Origin of the sequence: Desulfotignum balticum DSM 7044, assembly GCF_000421285.1 — a bacterium.
GTDB classification, from domain to species: domain Bacteria; phylum Desulfobacterota; class Desulfobacteria; order Desulfobacterales; family Desulfobacteraceae; genus Desulfotignum; species Desulfotignum balticum.
In genome coordinates this window covers 84,923-101,867 of record NZ_ATWO01000002.1, presented here as the reverse complement: position 1 = coordinate 101,867, position 16,945 = coordinate 84,923, and the positions used below count along the sequence as shown (strand labels likewise).

At 50.9% G+C, this 16,945-nt stretch carries 15 protein-coding genes; 11 read left to right on the top strand and 4 right to left on the bottom strand.

Annotated elements, in window-relative coordinates; all coding sequences use genetic code 11:
• Window positions 1–169: 169 nt before the first annotated feature.
• Both K365_RS0124500 and rdgC read right to left on the bottom strand, forming a co-directional pair.
• On the bottom strand, window positions 170–706 hold the full coding sequence (locus K365_RS0124500; protein ID WP_006966900.1) for a hypothetical protein: 537 nt from the start codon (window positions 704–706) through the stop codon (window positions 170–172).
• A gap of 3 nt (window positions 707–709) precedes the next feature.
• Window positions 710–1,324, bottom strand: a complete 615-nt coding sequence (gene rdgC, locus K365_RS0124495; RefSeq protein ID WP_006966899.1) for a recombination-associated protein RdgC — start codon at window positions 1,322–1,324, stop codon at window positions 710–712.
• A gap of 206 nt (window positions 1,325–1,530) precedes the next feature.
• Here rdgC and nifJ point away from each other — a divergent pair, with 206 nt between their 5' ends.
• The 6 genes from nifJ to K365_RS0124465 all read left to right on the top strand — a co-directional run bounded on the left by nifJ (window position 1,531) and on the right by K365_RS0124465 (window position 10,601).
• Complete coding sequence (nifJ, locus tag K365_RS0124490) at window positions 1,531–5,052, top strand: pyruvate:ferredoxin (flavodoxin) oxidoreductase (protein WP_024336733.1); 3,522 nt, start codon at window positions 1,531–1,533, stop codon at window positions 5,050–5,052.
• A gap of 110 nt (window positions 5,053–5,162) precedes the next feature.
• The gene (locus tag K365_RS0124485) at window positions 5,163–6,329 is read left to right on the top strand and encodes an NAD(P) transhydrogenase subunit alpha (protein WP_245569304.1); all 1,167 of its coding nucleotides are present in this window, start codon (window positions 5,163–5,165) and stop codon (window positions 6,327–6,329) included.
• A gap of 28 nt (window positions 6,330–6,357) precedes the next feature.
• Window positions 6,358–6,654, top strand: a complete 297-nt coding sequence (locus K365_RS0124480; protein WP_006966893.1) for an NAD(P) transhydrogenase subunit alpha part 2 — start codon at window positions 6,358–6,360, stop codon at window positions 6,652–6,654.
• The gene (locus K365_RS0124475; protein WP_024336731.1) at window positions 6,651–8,687 is read left to right on the top strand and encodes an NAD(P)(+) transhydrogenase (Re/Si-specific) subunit beta; all 2,037 of its coding nucleotides are present in this window, start codon (window positions 6,651–6,653) and stop codon (window positions 8,685–8,687) included. Before K365_RS0124480 ends, K365_RS0124475 begins: the two co-directional genes overlap by 4 nt.
• Before the next feature lie 184 nt (window positions 8,688–8,871).
• Window positions 8,872–10,065 (top strand): M23 family metallopeptidase, encoded by a 1,194-nt coding sequence (locus tag K365_RS0124470; protein WP_152427679.1) that lies wholly within the window; start codon window positions 8,872–8,874, stop codon window positions 10,063–10,065.
• Window positions 10,066–10,076: 11 nt separating this feature from the next.
• The gene (locus K365_RS0124465) at window positions 10,077–10,601 is read left to right on the top strand and encodes a MaoC family dehydratase (RefSeq protein WP_006966887.1); all 525 of its coding nucleotides are present in this window, start codon (window positions 10,077–10,079) and stop codon (window positions 10,599–10,601) included.
• A 22-nt stretch (window positions 10,602–10,623) separates the two neighbouring features.
• On the opposite strand, the gene K365_RS0124460 is transcribed toward K365_RS0124465, so the two are convergent.
• Both K365_RS0124460 and K365_RS0124455 read right to left on the bottom strand, forming a co-directional pair.
• Entirely contained in the window at window positions 10,624–12,144 is a 1,521-nt protein-coding gene (locus K365_RS0124460) for a sigma-54 interaction domain-containing protein (RefSeq protein ID WP_006966885.1), read from the bottom strand.
• Between the two features lie 45 nt (window positions 12,145–12,189).
• A complete protein-coding gene (locus K365_RS0124455) occupies window positions 12,190–12,507 on the bottom strand; it encodes a hypothetical protein (RefSeq protein ID WP_006966883.1) in 318 nt (105 codons plus the stop codon).
• 160 nt (window positions 12,508–12,667) lie between these two features.
• On the opposite strand from K365_RS0124455, the gene cobU reads away from it, so the two are divergent.
• The 5 genes from cobU to cbiR are packed head-to-tail and all read left to right on the top strand — an operon-like array spanning window position 12,668 to window position 16,884.
• A complete protein-coding gene (cobU, locus tag K365_RS0124450; RefSeq protein WP_006966882.1) occupies window positions 12,668–13,240 on the top strand; it encodes a bifunctional adenosylcobinamide kinase/adenosylcobinamide-phosphate guanylyltransferase in 573 nt (190 codons plus the stop codon).
• A 10-nt stretch (window positions 13,241–13,250) separates the two neighbouring features.
• A complete protein-coding gene (locus tag K365_RS0124445) occupies window positions 13,251–14,021 on the top strand; it encodes an adenosylcobinamide-GDP ribazoletransferase (RefSeq protein ID WP_024336730.1) in 771 nt (256 codons plus the stop codon).
• A gap of 15 nt (window positions 14,022–14,036) precedes the next feature.
• Window positions 14,037–15,116, top strand: coding sequence for a threonine-phosphate decarboxylase (locus tag K365_RS0124440; RefSeq protein ID WP_024336729.1), 1,080 nt, complete (start codon window positions 14,037–14,039; stop codon window positions 15,114–15,116).
• Complete coding sequence (cbiB, locus tag K365_RS0124435; protein WP_024336728.1) at window positions 15,113–16,084, top strand: adenosylcobinamide-phosphate synthase CbiB; 972 nt, start codon at window positions 15,113–15,115, stop codon at window positions 16,082–16,084. Before K365_RS0124440 ends, cbiB begins: the two co-directional genes overlap by 4 nt.
• 2 nt (window positions 16,085–16,086) lie before the next feature.
• On the top strand, window positions 16,087–16,884 hold the full coding sequence (gene cbiR / locus K365_RS0124430; RefSeq protein WP_024336727.1) for a cobamide remodeling phosphodiesterase CbiR: 798 nt from the start codon (window positions 16,087–16,089) through the stop codon (window positions 16,882–16,884).
• Window positions 16,885–16,945 lie beyond the last annotated feature (61 nt).

The following is a 16,945-nucleotide window of genomic DNA, read 5'->3' as shown; positions in this document are numbered from 1 at the left end:
GGGTGTTCATATGTTCAAAACGGTTTAATTGCCTTGAATTAAAAATATAAATTTAAAAATTCGGGTTGAAAATAAGGTTGGTAATTCATTAAAACAGACCGGGTTTTCAACACATGATCCCAAAGGTGTTCAAAACCCGGTCTGTTTTGAACAGGTTTTCATCATTTTTTTAATCATTGTATATCCAGGTGCGCATCGGATCAAACCCCTTGTGTTTCCAGTCATCCGCCGTGCGTTGTTTTAAAAAGGTGAAAAACAGGGTGTCAATAACCTGCGTGATCCTGACAAGCAGCAGGGCTTTTTCAATGATCCGGCCTTCGATTTCGTCATCAGACCCGTCTCCGGCCGCAGCCGGGGTTTTCAACCCGGTGATGTTGAAACTGTCTCCTTTGAGGGTGAAATGGTATTCCTCTTCAGGTCCCAGTTTGCATATCAGGTTCATTTCCGTGACCTTGGCCCCTTTTTTCAGGGCCGTGGTACCTTCTTCCAGCCCGGCCTGGTCTCCTTTGATGGTGATCTTTTCCCTGGCATTGTCTCCCAAGCTGTTTTCCAGCACCAGGGAATTGCCGATGTCCAGGGATACCGGATCCCTGGATTCTATGGCCTGTGTGATGTCCTGTCCGGTTTCCACCATGAACCACAACCAGGTGAGAAATTCATTGCCCAAAAATGAGTATTTATTGTACGCAGTGGCGATATCCAGCATGGGTCACCTCGAAAAGTGTAATGGGGTTAAAGTCAGGATGCGGTCTTTTTGTGTCGAAGAAAACGCTGATTTTGTTTCAACCAGGGTATAAGGAAACAACCGGACCGGTTTCAGATGAAAGGATTTGAAAAAAAGGGTTTCAAAAAACTCGTTGGCTGCCTTCTGGGTGGTGAGCAAAAACAGGGTCTTTGCTTCATAATCCCACAGCACATCGTACACATTGGGAATGGACGGCATTTTGTGCATCAGCACATCCATGATCGTTTCCTTGATCTCCGATTTTTCATTTTTGGAGATGAAATCCCGGCCGGAATCCGCTTTTTTTTTCTCGATTTCAATGGCCATCTGTTTGTGCACCAGTTTGGCTGGGATCGATTTTTTGTCAATGCGCAGCGAAAAAAGAAAATAGCTGCCAAAAATAAATGAAAATTGATCAAAATCAGGCAGATACGGACTTTCAAAAGGGGTCCATCCAGCGGAGATTTCTTCATATTCATTCTCCGTTTTCGGGATTGCGTGCTGAATCAGTCCGTTGCGAACCTGTTCCATGGGTTCGGTGTCAAATGTATCTAAAATATGATACCGGCTCATGGATAAGGTGGCAGATAAAAATCCCATGTATTCTCCTTGGTTTATTTTTTATATAACTCATTTTTTTTATTAAAAATTAATTTAAAAAACAATTTGGATATTCTATCATATTTCTTTGATAAAGGACAGGCCATAGATGGATACGGCATTTACAATTTTAATTATATATTGTAAGACGAACAGGTTATATCGGGATTTTTACGTTCGCAAAAAAACCACAAGAGGTGAAAGAAATGAAAAAAAGAATGCAGACCATAGACGGAAACACTGCTGCAACCCATGTGGCTTATGCCATGAGTGAAGTGGCAGCCATATATCCCATTACGCCTTCCAGCCCGCTGGGGGAAATTGCCGACGGCTGGGCATCCAAAGGTCGGAAAAACATTTTCGGCCAGGTGCTGGATATCAAACAGATGCAGTCTGAAGCCGGTGCCGCCGGTGCCGTCCATGGGTCTCTGGCCGCCGGTGCCTTGACCACGACATTCACGGCCTCCCAGGGACTGCTGCTCAAAATTCCCAATATGTATAAAATATCGGGCGAACTGCTGCCGTCGGTATTTCATGTGACGGCCCGGTCCATTTCTGCCCATGCCCTGTCCATTTTCGGGGATCATCAGGATGTGATGGCGGCCCGGCAGACCGGATTTGCCATGCTGGCATCCTGTTCGGTCCAGGAAGCCCAGGATCTGGCCCTGGTGGCGCATCTGGCCACGGTGGAAGCCCGGGTGCCGTTTATGCATTTTTATGACGGGTTCCGCACCTCCCATGAGATCCAGAAAATTGAAATGATCGAATACGAGGACATGGCATCGCTGTTCAATTTCGAGGCATACAAGGCATTTAAGGCCCGCGCTGTGAATCCGGAACATCCGGACACAAGGGGAACGGCCCAGAATCCGGATATCTATTTTCAGGGCCGGGAAGCTTCCAACAAATACTATCTCAAAGTCCCGGCCATCGTCAAAGCCTGTATGAAAAAGGTGGGGGACCTGACCGGTCGTCGGTACAATGCCTTTGATTATGTGGGGGATCCTCAGGCGGATCATATCATCGTGGCCATGGGATCGGCATGTGAAGCCATCGAAGAATCCATTGACTGCCTCAATGCCCAGGGACACCGGCTGGGTCTGGTCAAGGTCCGGCTGTACCGGCCCTTTGACACCCAGGCATTTTTACAGGCCATTCCATCCACAGTGGAGGCCGTGACCGTGCTGGACAGAACCAAGGAACCCGGTGCCATCGGCGAACCCCTGTATACGGATGTGTGCACCGCGTTCATGGAATACGGCGAAGGCCCGAAAATCATCGGGGGCCGGTACGGGCTGTCCTCCAAGGAGTTCAATCCCTCCATGATCAAGGCGGTGTATGACAACATGAATGCCATGGCTCCGAAAAACCATTTCACCGTGGGCATTGACGATGATGTGACTCAGACATCCCTGGAAGTGACCAAAGGGTTTGACCCGGCACCCCAAGGCACCATTTCCGCCAAGTTCTGGGGTCTGGGATCTGACGGGACCGTGGGGGCCAACCAGTCCGCCATCAAGATCATCGGAGATAACACGGACAAGTACGCCCAGGGGTATTTTGCCTATGACTCCAAGAAATCCGGGGGTCTGACCGTGTCCCATCTGCGGTTCGGGGATGTGAAGATCAAATCCACCTATCTGATCGAAAATCCGGATTTCGTGGCCTGCCATAAATCCAATTATGTGCAGATCTATGATGTGCTCAAGGGCATCAAGGAAGGCGGTACGTTTCTGCTCAACTCCCAGTGGTCTGTCAAGGACATGGAAAAACAGATTCCCGGGGATGTGCGAAAGACCATTTATGACAAAAAACTCAATTTCTACAACATCGATGCCGTGGCCATTGCTGAAAAGATCGGTTTGGGCAACCGCATCAACATGATCATGCAGACCTGTTTTTTCAAGCTGTCCAATGTGCTGCCCGTGGATCAGGCCATCCAGCTCCTTAAAGACGATATCAAAGTGATGTTCGGTAAAAAAGGGGATGCTGTGGTGAACATGAATATTGAGGCGGTGGACCAGACCCTGGACAACCTGATTAAAGTGGATGTGCCCGAGTCCTGGAAAGACGCGGTCAGAGAAGACACGTCAGCTGAGCCGGCCACCTTGTTTGTGGAAAACGTGATGCGCAAAATCAATGCCCAGGGCGGAGATGACCTGCCGGTGTCTGCATTTTCCGTGGACGGCGTATTTGAGCAGGGTACCTCCAAATATGAAAAACGCGGGGTCGCCATCAATGTGCCGGAATGGATACCGGAAAACTGTATTCAGTGCAACCAGTGCGCGTTTGTGTGCCCCCATGCCGCCATCATTCCTATCGTGGCAAAGCCCGAAGAACTTGAAGGTGCCCCGAAATCCTTTGTCACCGTTGACGGCAAAGGCAAGGGCATGGAAGAGTTTCAGTTCAGAATTCAGGTCAATCCCCTGGACTGCCAGGGATGCGGCAACTGCGCTGATATCTGTCCGGCCAAAACCAAAGCCCTGGTGATGAAGCACTTGTCCACCCAGGTGGAAGAACAAAAGATCAACCACCAGTTTTCCACGGGCATTTCATTCAAGACCGATATTCTCAAAAGAGAAACCGTCAAAGGCAGCCAGCTGTATCAACCGCTGCTGGAGTTCTCGGGTGCGTGTGCCGGATGCGGGGAAACCCCGTATGTCAAGGTGATCACCCAGCTGTTCGGTGAGAGAATGACCATTGCCAATGCCACGGGATGTTCCTCCATCTGGGGGGGATCTGCCCCGTCCACGCCTTACTGTACCAATGCAGACGGGCAGGGACCGGCCTGGGCCAGCTCATTGTTCGAGGATGCGGCGGAATACGGGTACGGCATGATGCTGGCCACCCAGAGCCGGCGCAAGACCCTGGCTGCCAAAATGAAACAGGCCCTGGAAACCGATTTGGCCCCGGAGGTGACAGAGGCGTTGAAAGGCTGGGTGGCAGGCAAAGACGATGTTCAGGAATCCAGCAAATACGGATTCGCCCTGAAAACCCTGCTCAAGGATGTAGACGACGGTCTTTTGAAAGAGATCTATGACGAAAAAGATGTGTTCACCAAAAAATCCCACTGGGTGTTCGGCGGGGACGGCTGGGCCTATGATATCGGGTTCGGCGGTCTGGACCATGTGCTGGCATCCGGAGAAGACATCAATATTCTGGTGTTGGACACGGAAGTGTATTCCAACACAGGCGGCCAGTCTTCCAAGGCAACCCCCACCGGTGCCATTGCCAAATACGCGGCTTCCGGTAAAAAAATCGGCAAAAAAGATCTGGGCCGGATGATGATGAGCTACGGGTATATCTATGTGGCATCCATCTCTATGGGCGCCAACAAGAACCAGACCATGAAGGCCCTGGTGGAAGCGGAAAACTATCCCGGCCCCTCGTTGATCATCAGTTATGCCCCGTGTATCAACCAGGGAATCCGCAAAGGTATGGGAAAATCCCAGGAAGAGGGCAAACTGGCTGTGGAATCCGGATACTGGCCGTTGTACCGGTACAATCCGGAGCTGATCAAACAAGGCAAGAATCCTTTTATTCTGGATTCCAAAGAACCGGACGGCAGCCTTCAGGAATTTTTGGGCGGGGAAGTCCGGTTTGCAGCCCTGGAAAAAAGTTTTCCGGATGAATCCCATCGGCTGCGCAAAAAAATCGAGCAGGAGGTTATGGACCGGTATCATATGCTTAAAATGATGGCCGATATAGGAAAATCAGAGGATAAATAACCTGACATAACCGGCTGGAACCGGATTCGGTTCCAGCCGGTGTGCGATATATGCCGGGTCCTTTATCTGTTTTTATGACATGCAGGTTATAATAATTGAAAAGGAGCCAAATGATGTTAATCGGAATTCCCAAAGAGATCATGGTCCAGGAAAACCGGGTGGCGGCACTCCCGGAAACCGTGGAAAAGTTCGTCAAACTCGGGTTTGAAGTGATGGTGGAACCCGGTGCCGGTGCCGGGGTGTTTGTGACCGATGACCAGTACCAAAGTGCGGGTGCCGTCATGGGTGCGGATGCAAAGGACGTGTATGACAAATCCGATATCATACTCAAGGTGAAAGAACCGCTGTTCAACGAGCCGTTCAATACCCATGAGATCGATATGATGAAGAAAAACACCATTTTGATCACATTTCTGCATCCAGCCACCCCGTCCAACCACGACGGGGTGAAAAAACTGCAGGAAAAGCAGATCACCGCATTCACCATGGACGGTATTCCCAGGATATCCCGGGCCCAGCGCATGGATCCGTTGACCTCCATGAGTGCCATCACAGGCTACAAAGCCATTATCATTGCGGCCGGGCATTTTCCGAAATTCATTCCCATGATCGGGACTTCCATCGGCATGATTAAGCCGGCCAATATTCTGGTGGTGGGCACCGGTGTGGTGGGGCTCCAGGCCATTGCCACGGGCAAACGCTTAGGCGGCGTGGTCAAGGCGGTGGACATCCGGCCGGACGCCCGAAAAGAAGCGGAAAGTTTAGGGGTCAAGGTGGTGGGATTTGACGCGCCCCCGGAATTGGTCATCGGCAGGGGCGGGTATGCCAAAGCCCTGCCCGAAGAATGGCTGGAAAAAGAGCATCAGGCACTGGCACCCCTGGTGGCGGATGCGGATATCATTGTGTTGAGCGCACTGGTGCCCGGAGAGGTGGCCCAGACGCTCATCACCCGGGAAATGGTGGAAACCATGAAACCCGGGTCCGTGATCGTGGATGTGTCCATCGACCAGGGCGGCAACTGCGAAATGACCGATCCGGGGAACGAGCGGATGTACAACGGCGTCTATATCTGCGGCATCAAAAACATTCCCGGATCTCTGCCGGTACATGCCTCATGGCTGTATGCCAACAACCTGTACTATTTTGTGGAAAACCTGTTTAAAAACAAGACGACCGAATTCGACATGACCGATGAGATTGTCAAAGATGCCCTGGTGACCCATAAAGGCGAACTGCATCATCAGGGTGCCAGAAAAGCCATGGGTCTGTCGGACTGATTTTTATATTTTTCATCGGGAGTTCTTCATGAGCAATCTTGTATTGATGGTCGGGGTATTTGTTTTTTCATTTGTGGTGGGATATTTCCTGATTTCACGGGTGCCCACGCTGTTGCACACCCCGCTGATGTCCATGACCAATGCCATCTCCGCGGTTACCATTCTGGGGGTGTTGATTCTGTTTTCCGTGCCTTCCACAAGGTTTGAACAAATGATTGGTTCCGTGGCTTTGATCATGGTCACGTTCAACCTGGTGGGCGGATTCACCATCACGGACCGGATGCTTCGCATGTTCAAAAAAAAGCAGGAAGGAAATAACCCATGACTCTGGTGCTGGATTTTTGTCTGATCGGTGTACTGATTGTCGGGATCTGGCTGTTCCACCGGCCGGCTGAGGCAAAATACGGCAACCTGACCGCCGCCGCGGCCCTGGCGTGTGCCATGGGGCTGGTGATTTACAGATACGGGATCATGCATCCTTTTGTGGTGGTGATCTGTCTTCTGGTCGGAGGGGTGATCGGCATCTGGGTGGCCCGGAAAATCACCATGATCCAGATACCCGCCATGGTGGCGTTTCAGAACGGTGCCGGCGGGATTGCCGCTTTTTTTCTTTCTTTTGTGGAATTAATGAGAGGGGCGGGCCAGATGGGAGCCATCAATGAAATGTCGGGTCTTGTGAACCTGGCCGTGGGATCATTGACCTTTTCAGGCAGTATGGTGGCGGCCGGCAAACTGGCGGGTGTGCTGAAACAGACCCCCACTATTTTGACAAATCATACCCGGCTGGTTCAGGCGAATCTGGGGATCGTGATCCTGTTGATGCTCATCGCTTTTTTTCTGCCGGTGCCGGCGGCGGTTGTTTTTTATCTGATCATATTTGCCCTGTCCATTGGGTTCGGCATTTTGTTTTCCATGCGGGTGGGCGGGGCGGATATGCCGGTGCTCATCTCTTTTTTAAACGCCACCACCGGTCTGGCTGCCGCCTTGTGCGGCATGATCATCGAAAACCAGCTGCTGATTGCCTGCGGTGCCACTGTGGCGGCTTCCGGATCCATTCTCACCCATATGATGTGCCGGGCCATGAACCGCAGCCTTTATCATGTGTTTATACCGGAAAAAGCACCTGAAAAACCGGTGTCCACCATGGATGAACTACCTGAAAACAATTTGTTTTCAACCGGTGGTCAGATGACTGAACCGGAACAAACTATCCATGAAGAGATGTCTGAACCGGAAAAAGAAACACCTGACGCGGATCCTTTGAAAACCGCAGTTCATCAGGTTCAAACCGCAGATACCGTTGTTATTGTGCCGGGATACGGCATGGCCGTGGCCCAGGCTCAGTTTGAGGTAATTGAATTGACCCGCCTTCTGATGGATATGGGCAAACAGGTGATTTTTGCCATCCATCCGGTGGCCGGGCGCATGCCCGGACACATGAATGTGCTGCTGGCCGAGGCGGGCGTGGATTATGACATGCTCAAGGAAATGGATGAGGTGAACCCGACATTTGCAGGAACGGATCTGTGTCTGGTGATCGGGGCCTGCGACGTGGTGAATCCGGCAGCCATGGAAACCGACGGGTCTCCCATATCCGGTATGCCGATTTTAAACGCCCATGAGGCAAAACAGGTGATATGCTGCAACCTGGACGACAAGCCCGGATATTCCGGAGTGGAAAACGCGTTGTATCAAAACAGTAACACCCTGATGCTTTTGGGCAATGCCAAACAGACCCTTGGGCAGCTGCTGGAGGCGTTGACTGAAACACCGGCAGCGGTTCAGGAAAAATTAACGGCTCAGGATGAAACAGCAGGAAAAGAAGCGTCGGCAGCCCCCCCGATGGAAAAAGCGGTGAACCGGCTGATGTCCGGTGAAAAAATCATCATCATCCCCGGATACGGCATGGCCCAGGCCCAGGCCCAGTTCCAGGTGAAAGAACTGGCGGATCTGCTGGAATCTGCGGGAAAACAAGTGTCATTTGCCATCCATCCCGTGGCCGGACGCATGCCCGGGCATATGAATGTGCTGCTGGCCGAGGCGGAAGTGGATTATGACAAACTCATAGACATGGATGAGATCAATCCTGAATTTTCACAAACCGATGTGGCCCTGGTATTCGGGGCGTGTGACGTGGTGAATCCTTCGGCCATCCATGTGGAAGGCACGCCCATCTCAGGCATGCCCATTCTCAACGCCCATGAGGCAAAAACCATTGTGGTCTGCAACTTTGACACCCAGCCCGGTTACTCGGGTGTGGGCAATACCCTGTATGATGATCCCAAAACCATTCTGTTGATGGGAGATGCCGCAGATACAGCCAGAGAGTTGACAGCAGCCATCCAAAAAAAGCGCTGATCAAAATAAACCGCTTTACTATTTCCGGCTCTTTGGTTATGGTTCTCCAAAAATTCAGAATTTAAGAGGAAAAAATGGATAAATTGTAAAATAAACCTAATTTATAGGATATTTGATATTGAAAAATACAGATTTTGAAAAGCGGCGATGGGAGACTGTGGCGCAGGTGCTTGGGATATGCGGGATGATAATGATTTTTTTTTGTACCAGCGCGTTTTCCCTGACACCGAAATTACAGGGTTATCTCATTGATCCCAATGAAATAAATCAGATACATCCGGTTGATAAAAAAACAATAGCGGGTGTTTTCAAAACCGGGGATACCGCATCCACTGTTCTCAAGCCGTATCTGCCTTTGAAAACCATTTTTCAGCTTGAAAAACAGAGCCGGCCCATATTTCCTTTTACCCGGTTCAAAGCGGGCCGACCCTTTAGTGTGACGCTTTTTCAGGGTGATTTTTCAGAGTTTGAGTATGAGATCGATGCCCGGTCCAGATTGGTGATTCAAAAGACCGGGAATCAATTTGACGTCATTAAAACACCGATCCAGTATGAGATCAAAGAAGAGACCATCCGCCTGGATGTCGAATCTAATATCAGTACGGCGTTGAAAAAAGCGGGATATTGTCCGTCTCTGGCCTGGGAACTCTCTGATATTTTTGCCTGGGACATTGATTTTGCAAAAGATATTCAGACGGGAGACCGGTTTCAGTTACTGGTGGAAAAACAATTCAGACATGGAGAATACAAAGGGTACGGACAGGTTCTGGCAGCGGTATTTGTAAATAACGGTAGTCCTTACAGGGCATTTCGCTACACAGACACGAAAGGACGTGCCGGATATTACGATGAAAAGGGAAAATCCCTTCAAAAATCATTTTTAAAATCGCCGGTGAATTATTCCAGGATCAGTTCCTATTTTTCCAACAGCCGGCTTCATCCTATCCTGAAAGTGAAGCGGCCGCATCCGGGAATTGATTATTCAGCCCCGAAAAATACCCCCATCAAAACCGTGGCAGACGGTGTGATCAGGGAAATAGCCTACAATAAAACCATGGGCAGATATATCACCATCCAGCATATCAACGGATATGAAACCAGCTATTTACATATGAACAGTTTTGCCAAAGGGATGAAAAAAGGCGGTTCCGTTTCCCAGGGAGATGTGATCGGGTATGTGGGAAAAACCGGCCTGGCCACGGGATACCATCTGGATTTCAGAATGACCAAAAACGGCCGGCACATCAATCCTCTGGATACGCCGAAGATCCAGGTGGAGCCGATACCCGAGGAAGAGATGGACCGGTTTGAAAACAGGGTGGCCGAATATGTGGAAAAATTGACGGACGGCCAGTCCGTGGCCCTGTCTTCGCCCTAGACGGAGAATATATGGGAAATCCACTTCGGGAGCGCACGATCAGACAATTGCAGCCGGGGGATACCTTCTGCTTTTCCCGGCGGTTTTCACAAGAGGAAACCCACGCGTTCGGAGATCTGACCCGGGACTATAATCCCGTGCATTATGATTCGAGATGGACCCGTTCCAAAGGGTTCAAAGGCCGGATCTGTCACGGGCTTTTAGTGGGAGGCATGATCTGCGAATTCGGCGGCCAGGTGGGATGGCTGGCCACGGGAATGAATTTCAGATTTCTGCATCCTGTATATTTTGACGATACCATTCAATGCAAGATCACATTGACCCGTTTGGAGAAAACCGGCCGGGCTGAAGCCAAAGCCGAGTTCACCAACCAGGACGGGCGTCAGGTAGCCCTGGCCGCCATGACCGGCCGACTGCCCCTTGAAGACGAAAAAAAGTTGCTGAACCAAATGGTTCAAGAAGGCGATCCTTCCAATAAACTGGCCAACCAGTCTGAATACCGCATCAATCAGGATGCGGCGGTTTCATGGGAATGATGAAGGCCTGTGCGGGGATGAATTATCGGAATTCTTTGTAATTGATACCATATTTGGCAGCTTTATAGGAGAATTTCCGTACGGTGATCTGAATCTGCCGGGCCGCCTGCTTGATGTTTCCTTTGGTATTTTTCAACGCATCCATGAGAATTTCTTTTTCCAGGCTTTCCACGGCCGCTTCCAGTGACAAAGGCAGGGTCTTGGATTCGGTGCCGGTCTGGAGGGTGGCCGGGAGGTGATAAGAATGGATCGCGCCGTCGTTGCAAAGGATCACGGCTCGCTCGATGCAGTTCTCCAGTTCCCGGACATTGCCGGGCCAGTGGTATTCCATCATCATATCAATGGCCGGGGTGGTGATCCGTTTGATATCCTTGCCATGGGTTTTCCGGTATTTTTCCAGAAAATGGTCGGCCAGAAGAATGATATCGGTTTTTCGCATGCGCAGGCTGGGAATGTATATGGGAAACACATTGAGCCGAAAATACAGATCATCTCTGAACCGCCCCTGCTGGACCATTTCTTCAAGATTGGCGTTGGTGGCGGCCACAATGCGGACATCCGTCTGGATGGGTTTGTATCCGCCCACACGTTCAAATTCCTTTTCCTGGAGGACCCGCAACAGCTTGACCTGAGCACCCGGTGCCATGGTGCCGATTTCATCCAGAAAAATCGTGCCCTGATCCGCCAGTTCAAATTTGCCTTTTTTCAGGTGAGAAGCCCCGGTAAACGCCCCTTTTTCATGGCCGAACAGTTCACTTTCAATCAGATTCTCCGGAATGGCGGCACAGTTGATCTTGATGAACGGTTTGTGATGCCGTTCTGAATTGTAGTGGATGGCGTTGGCCACCAGTTCTTTTCCCGTGCCGCTTTCCCCGCGGATCAACACCGTGGCCGAAGAAAAAGCGACCTGGGCGATCATCTGGAGCACTTCCCGCATTTTATTGGAATTGCCGATGATATTGGAAAAACTGTACCGGTTTTCCAGTTCGGATTTGAGACGCAGGTTTTCCGTTTTAAGGACTTCTTTTTCCTGCCTGACTCGTTCAATATTGATGACATGGTGGGCCAGCATGGCCGCCACCACGGACAAAATTTTTTCGCCCTGGTGCAACGATTGTTTTCCCTCAAACGGCCGGTCTGCACTGATGGCGCCCACCACCTGATTTTCTTTTTTTATGGGCACACAGATAAAGGAATACTCCTGGGCCTGCGTCATGTTCCGGGAATGGGTTTTGTCTAAAAACAACGGCTCTTTGCTGATGCGGGGAACCACAGCGGGTTTACCGGTCTCAACCACTTTGCCGATGATGCCTTCTCCGGGAAGGTATTTGATTTTCTGCGTGGTTTCCTGAGAAATCCCATGGGCGATTTCTATGCGGATTTCTCCGTTTTCCCGGTTGGTGAGAAAAATAATTCCCCGGACCAGGTTCATGGATTCAGCCAGAACCGTCAACACCTTGAACAATGATTTTTTCATGTCCATGTGCTGGTTCAAAGCTTCGCTGATTTCATACAGCAAAGAAATTTCTTCAATGGATTTCATATGAAAATTTCCCGGCAGAGGCTGAACCGGATGGCCGGGCCGGGGTCAGGACAGTTCCAGTTCCGTGGTTGAGTCCGGGGCATAAGGCGGTTCCTGTGCAGCGGTTTTTTCAAGGGCCAGAGTGTCCAGATGATGTTCCACATGAGCCCTGAGTTCCCTTTCCGGATCAAGGGATTCCGAATAATAATTGAGAACCCACCACAGTTCATTGAGTTTATCCTTGTTGTCCTGCCACCAGGAAACCGATTCTCTGATGGCTTCAGGACTGTGGAGTTCCAAGTTTATTTTTTTGTAAAAATCGTAACACATGCTGCGGGTCACGGGTTTCAGGTTCAGTATACTGACCGTACTTCTGCTGATCATACCTGCCTCCTTTAAACCTAACACCATCATGGAATAAATAAACTGTTCCTGTTTACATGAAACCCTTTTAATTGTAAACCGAAAAATTTCTTGGATTTTGGGGTTGCATCTTCAACCATGGATACGGTATCTTGTATTGTTTTCAACCCATTGGCGCAAAATGAAAGAAACAGATATTTTGGGAGACAGACCTTTTATCACGCTGGTTGTCGGCGGTTGCAGAAGCGGTAAAAGCCGGTTTGCATTGAACGCCGCCAATGCCGTTCCCGGACGGCGAAAAATTTTTCTGGCCACCTCCGTTCCTAAGGACCTGGAAATGACAAACCGGGTGCAGGCCCATCAGGCGGAGCGGGGAAAAGACTGGATAACGGTGGAAGAGCCGGTAAACATCCATGAGAGTATTTCAGCCCATGCAGATACGGCAGATGTGATTTTAGTGGATTGCCTGACCCTGTGGCTTTCAAATATGATGGCTGCTCATATGGATGATAAAGAGATTGAAAACCGGTTTGAAAAAACAGCGCAAGCCTGTTGCAGCACCCCATGTCCGGTCTTTCTGGTCAGCAATGAGGTGGGGTCCGGGATTGTGCCGGAAAATTCTCTGGCCCGGAAATTCCGTGATCTGGCCGGTCACATGAATCAGTTCATGGCAGACACGGCGGACCGGGTGGTGCTCGCTGTGGCCGGCCAGGCCCTTCAGATCAAACCGGGTGGAAAACGGATCTCACCATGAGCGGCCCTTCATGACATCTTCTTTCAGATTAACCCAGTTTTTTACCGATCTGCGGGCCGGGCTGCTGTTTCTGACAATTCTGCCGGCCGGCCGGGATGCCGCATATTCTCCCATGGGCATGATCCGGTTTTTTCCGATAATCGGGTTGATTTTAGGCAGTCTGGTGGTGCTGACGGATGTGATTGCCTCCCGGCTGTGGCCGATGCCGGTTGTGGCATTGATGGATCTGCTCTGTCTTCTGATTCTTACCGGCGCTTTTCATATGGACGGGTTGGGCGACACGGCGGACGGTATTTTCAGCCACCGGCCCAAAGAACGGGTCCTGGAAATCATGAAAGACAGCCGCATCGGAATGATGGGCCTGGTCACGGTTGTCGGGGTACTGGCCGTGAAACTGGCAGGTATTTATGCATTAAAACTCAATGCAGGGCCGGGTGATATGTTGCTGGTCCTGCTGCTGGTGCCGGCTTATGCCCGGGCCGGCATGATCTTCGGCATCCGGTTTCTTCCCTATGGCCGAAAAAATGCCGGTACCGGCCTGGACCTGTTTGCTGCACCCCTGGGCGCGAAAAATTTCATTTATTGTCTTATTCCCTTGTGTTTGTCTGTGTTTTTAGGATATACGGGCCTGGTTTTAAATTTGGTGTTTGTCATTACCTGTCCGGGTATTTTATGGTTTTACAAAAAAAAAATGAACGGCATCACAGGGGATATGCTCGGGGCCATGACCGAATTTATGGAAGCGATATTGTTTCTCGCCTGCGGAGCTGCTTTTGTGTGAAATAAGGATGGTATCATGATTATCGGTCACGGCGGCAACAAAACAGCACTGGCAAAGCAGCTGGGGTGTCATGTGGATGAAATCATCGACATGAGTGCCAACCTCAACCCTTTGGGTCCCCCGGAACGAATTAAAACCGTCATACAAAACAATATTTCCGCCATCGGACACCTGCCGGAACCCGACGCCTGGTCCATGGTTCAGGGGTTTTCCCGATACCATGATATTGATCCGGAAACCGTGATTGCGGGCAATGGGACCACCTGGTTCATATACACCCTGCCCCTGGCATTGCAGGCTCAAAATGTGCTGATTCTGGGACCGACCTATTCAGATTACGCGGATGCCTGCCGGATGCACCACATTGAACCTAAGTTCTGGATCGCTGACTTTGAAAATGGATTTGTGCCGGATCTGGAAGCGGTATCAAAGATGGCGGCCCATGCGGATCTGGTGTTTATCTGCAACCCCAACAATCCCACCGGCGTGCTGCTGGACCCGGCATTTGTCACCACGTTGCTGCAGCGACATCCCCGGGTGTGTTTTGTGGTGGATGAATCCTATCTGCCGTTTGTGGATCATAGTGAAGATGTGTCCCTGATTCAGGCCGGGCCGTTTCCCAATCTGCTGGTGCTTTCCTCCATGTCTAAGATATTTGCCATTCCCGGGCTGCGTACCGGGTTTCTCAGCGGGGCCCCTGACTGGATTGAAAAAGTGAGAGACTTTAGCCAGCCCTGGCATGTCAATGCCCTGGCCCAGGTGGTGATCCAGGATATTTTTGACCATCCTGAACAGATTGCCCCGTTTTATAAAACCACCCGGGCCTTTATCGCCCGGGAAAAACAATGGTTTTTGCAAAAACAGGAAAATTTTTCCGGCCTGGTGCCGGTGCCCGGCCATACCGGATTTATTCTGGCCCGGCTGGAGAATCACACGGCGTTACCGGTGTGTGAACGGGTGGGACAGGACCGGATTTTAATCCGGGACTGCGGAAATTTTCACGGGCTGAATCAACGCTTTGTGCGATTCTCCCTGAAAGACCGGGCAACCAATATGAAACTGGTTGACAGCCTGGCTAAGGCCTTGACTCAATGATCGAACCAGGCGGGTATATTCTGATCACTGCATTTATCCTGGATTTTTTTCTGGGGGACCCCCGGCAGCTTCCCCATCTGGTGGTGGGCATGGGTAAAGCGATTCACTTTTTCGAGCCCCGTTTCCGGCAGATGTTTAAAAACCCTTTGACAGCCGGAATTTTTTTCACGTGTTTTCTGGTGGGGACTGCCTATGGCATGGCCTGGGTTTTGACCGGTTGGGCCATGAGGATTCATCCGCTGCTGGGTGCGGGTGTTCAGACGCTCCTGCTGTTTTACTGTTTTTCCATTAAAGGGCTCAAAGATGCCGCCATGGCTGTGGCGACATCTTTGTCCATCAAAGATCTGAAAACCGCCCGGAAAAAATTGAGCCTGATTGTGGGCAGAGACACCCGGACCCTGGATGAATCAGGGGTTACCCGGGCTGCGGTGGAGACGGTGGCGGAAAATTTTGTGGATGGATTTCTGGCCCCGCTCTTCTGGGCACTGGTACTGGGAGTGCCCGGCGCAGTGGCTTATAAAATGATCAATACCCTGGATTCCATGGTAGGGTATCGAAATGAGACCTATGTGTTGTTCGGCCGGGCATCAGCCCGCCTGGATGATGCGGCCAATTTTATTCCGGCACGGTTGTCGGTTTTTGTGATCGCGGTTGCGGCGGCATGTCTGCCCAACATCTCCGGAAGAAGGGCATGGCGTACCGGATGGTCCGAAGGCCGGCAGCATAAAAGTCCCAATGCGGGATTTCCGGAGGCTGCATTTGCCGGTGCCCTGAAAATTCGTCTGGGAGGACCGAGCATCTACCATGGCACGCGGGTGGACAAACCATATATCGGCAGCGTGTTTAATGACCCGGATATTTCAGCGGTTCATACCGCCTGCCGGCTGATGCAGACAGCATCCATCACCGGACTGGTAGGGGCCCTGGTTCTGATCGCCTTGAATTTCACTGTCTTCAAGGGTTTTTAGGGATGAAAAAACGGTTTCGGCTGGGTACCACCTCTTTTATTTTTCCGGATCATATTCTTCCCAATGTCCGGAAGATCGGCCGGTTTTTCGATGAGATCGAACTGCTGATATTTGAAAGCATGCCGGATACCGTGCTGCCCACAGACACGGAAATTGCGGAACTGGCACAATTGTCCGGGCAAATGGATGTCACATACAATATCCATTTGCCCACGGATGTGAGTCTGACCCATGCATCAGCCCGGGCCCGGCAGCATGCTGCCGAGACCCTTGCCCGGGTAATCGATCTGTGCCGGCCCCTGAAACCTTGTACACACACCTTGCATCTGGAAATGGCGGGTCATGAAACACCCGAAGATGTGACTGCCTGGCAGCAGACGGCCTGGGACGGCCTGGCCCGGCTGATAAGGTATCTGCCGGATCCCGGGATGGTTTCCGTGGAAACGCTGGATTATCCGCCGGATTATCTGCTGCCGTTGCTGGCGGCCCATGATCTGCAGGTGTGTCTGGATGTGGGGCATCATTTCCGGTACGGGTATGACCTGCAACACAGTGTGGATATGTTCAAAAACCGCATTGCCGTGATGCACCTGCACGGGGTGATGGCATCCGGACAGAAAATCCGTGACCATGTCGGGCTGGATCGACTGCCTTTGGATCAGCTGTGCCAGGTCATGGATGTGTTGAAAACATATGAGGGCACCGTCAGCCTGGAAGTATTCAATCGAAGGGATCTGAACCGGTCTCTGGCGGTTCTGTCAGACGTGTTTGAACAGATCCCGGCCCCGGTGCCGGGTTGAAGCAACTGTGACAAATATGATATGTTCAGGCATACAATATGTCTGAAACGATAAAGGAATG

Excerpts from the sequence above, each read along its gene's own strand:
- cbiR (WP_024336727.1), top strand. The coding sequence starts at position 16,087 with ATGAAAAAACGGTTTCGGCTGGGTACCACCTCTTTTATTTTTCCGGAT.
- K365_RS0124475 (WP_024336731.1), top strand. The coding sequence starts at position 6,651 with ATGACTCTGGTGCTGGATTTTTGTCTGATCGGTGTACTGATTGTCGGG.
- K365_RS0124485 (WP_245569304.1), top strand. The coding sequence starts at position 5,163 with ATGATGTTAATCGGAATTCCCAAAGAGATCATGGTCCAGGAAAACCGG.
- nifJ (WP_024336733.1), top strand. The coding sequence starts at position 1,531 with ATGAAAAAAAGAATGCAGACCATAGACGGAAACACTGCTGCAACCCAT.
- K365_RS0124480 (WP_006966893.1), top strand. The coding sequence starts at position 6,358 with ATGAGCAATCTTGTATTGATGGTCGGGGTATTTGTTTTTTCATTTGTG.
- K365_RS0124470 (WP_152427679.1), top strand. The coding sequence starts at position 8,872 with ATGATAATGATTTTTTTTTGTACCAGCGCGTTTTCCCTGACACCGAAA.
- K365_RS0124465 (WP_006966887.1), top strand. The coding sequence starts at position 10,077 with ATGGGAAATCCACTTCGGGAGCGCACGATCAGACAATTGCAGCCGGGG.
- K365_RS0124500 (WP_006966900.1), bottom strand. The coding sequence starts at position 706 with ATGCTGGATATCGCCACTGCGTACAATAAATACTCATTTTTGGGCAAT.
- cobU (WP_006966882.1), top strand. The coding sequence starts at position 12,668 with ATGAAAGAAACAGATATTTTGGGAGACAGACCTTTTATCACGCTGGTT.
- K365_RS0124445 (WP_024336730.1), top strand. The coding sequence starts at position 13,251 with ATGACATCTTCTTTCAGATTAACCCAGTTTTTTACCGATCTGCGGGCC.
- cbiB (WP_024336728.1), top strand. The coding sequence starts at position 15,113 with ATGATCGAACCAGGCGGGTATATTCTGATCACTGCATTTATCCTGGAT.
- rdgC (WP_006966899.1), bottom strand. The coding sequence starts at position 1,324 with ATGGGATTTTTATCTGCCACCTTATCCATGAGCCGGTATCATATTTTA.
- K365_RS0124455 (WP_006966883.1), bottom strand. The coding sequence starts at position 12,507 with ATGATCAGCAGAAGTACGGTCAGTATACTGAACCTGAAACCCGTGACC.
- K365_RS0124440 (WP_024336729.1), top strand. The coding sequence starts at position 14,037 with ATGATTATCGGTCACGGCGGCAACAAAACAGCACTGGCAAAGCAGCTG.
- K365_RS0124460 (WP_006966885.1), bottom strand. The coding sequence starts at position 12,144 with ATGAAATCCATTGAAGAAATTTCTTTGCTGTATGAAATCAGCGAAGCT.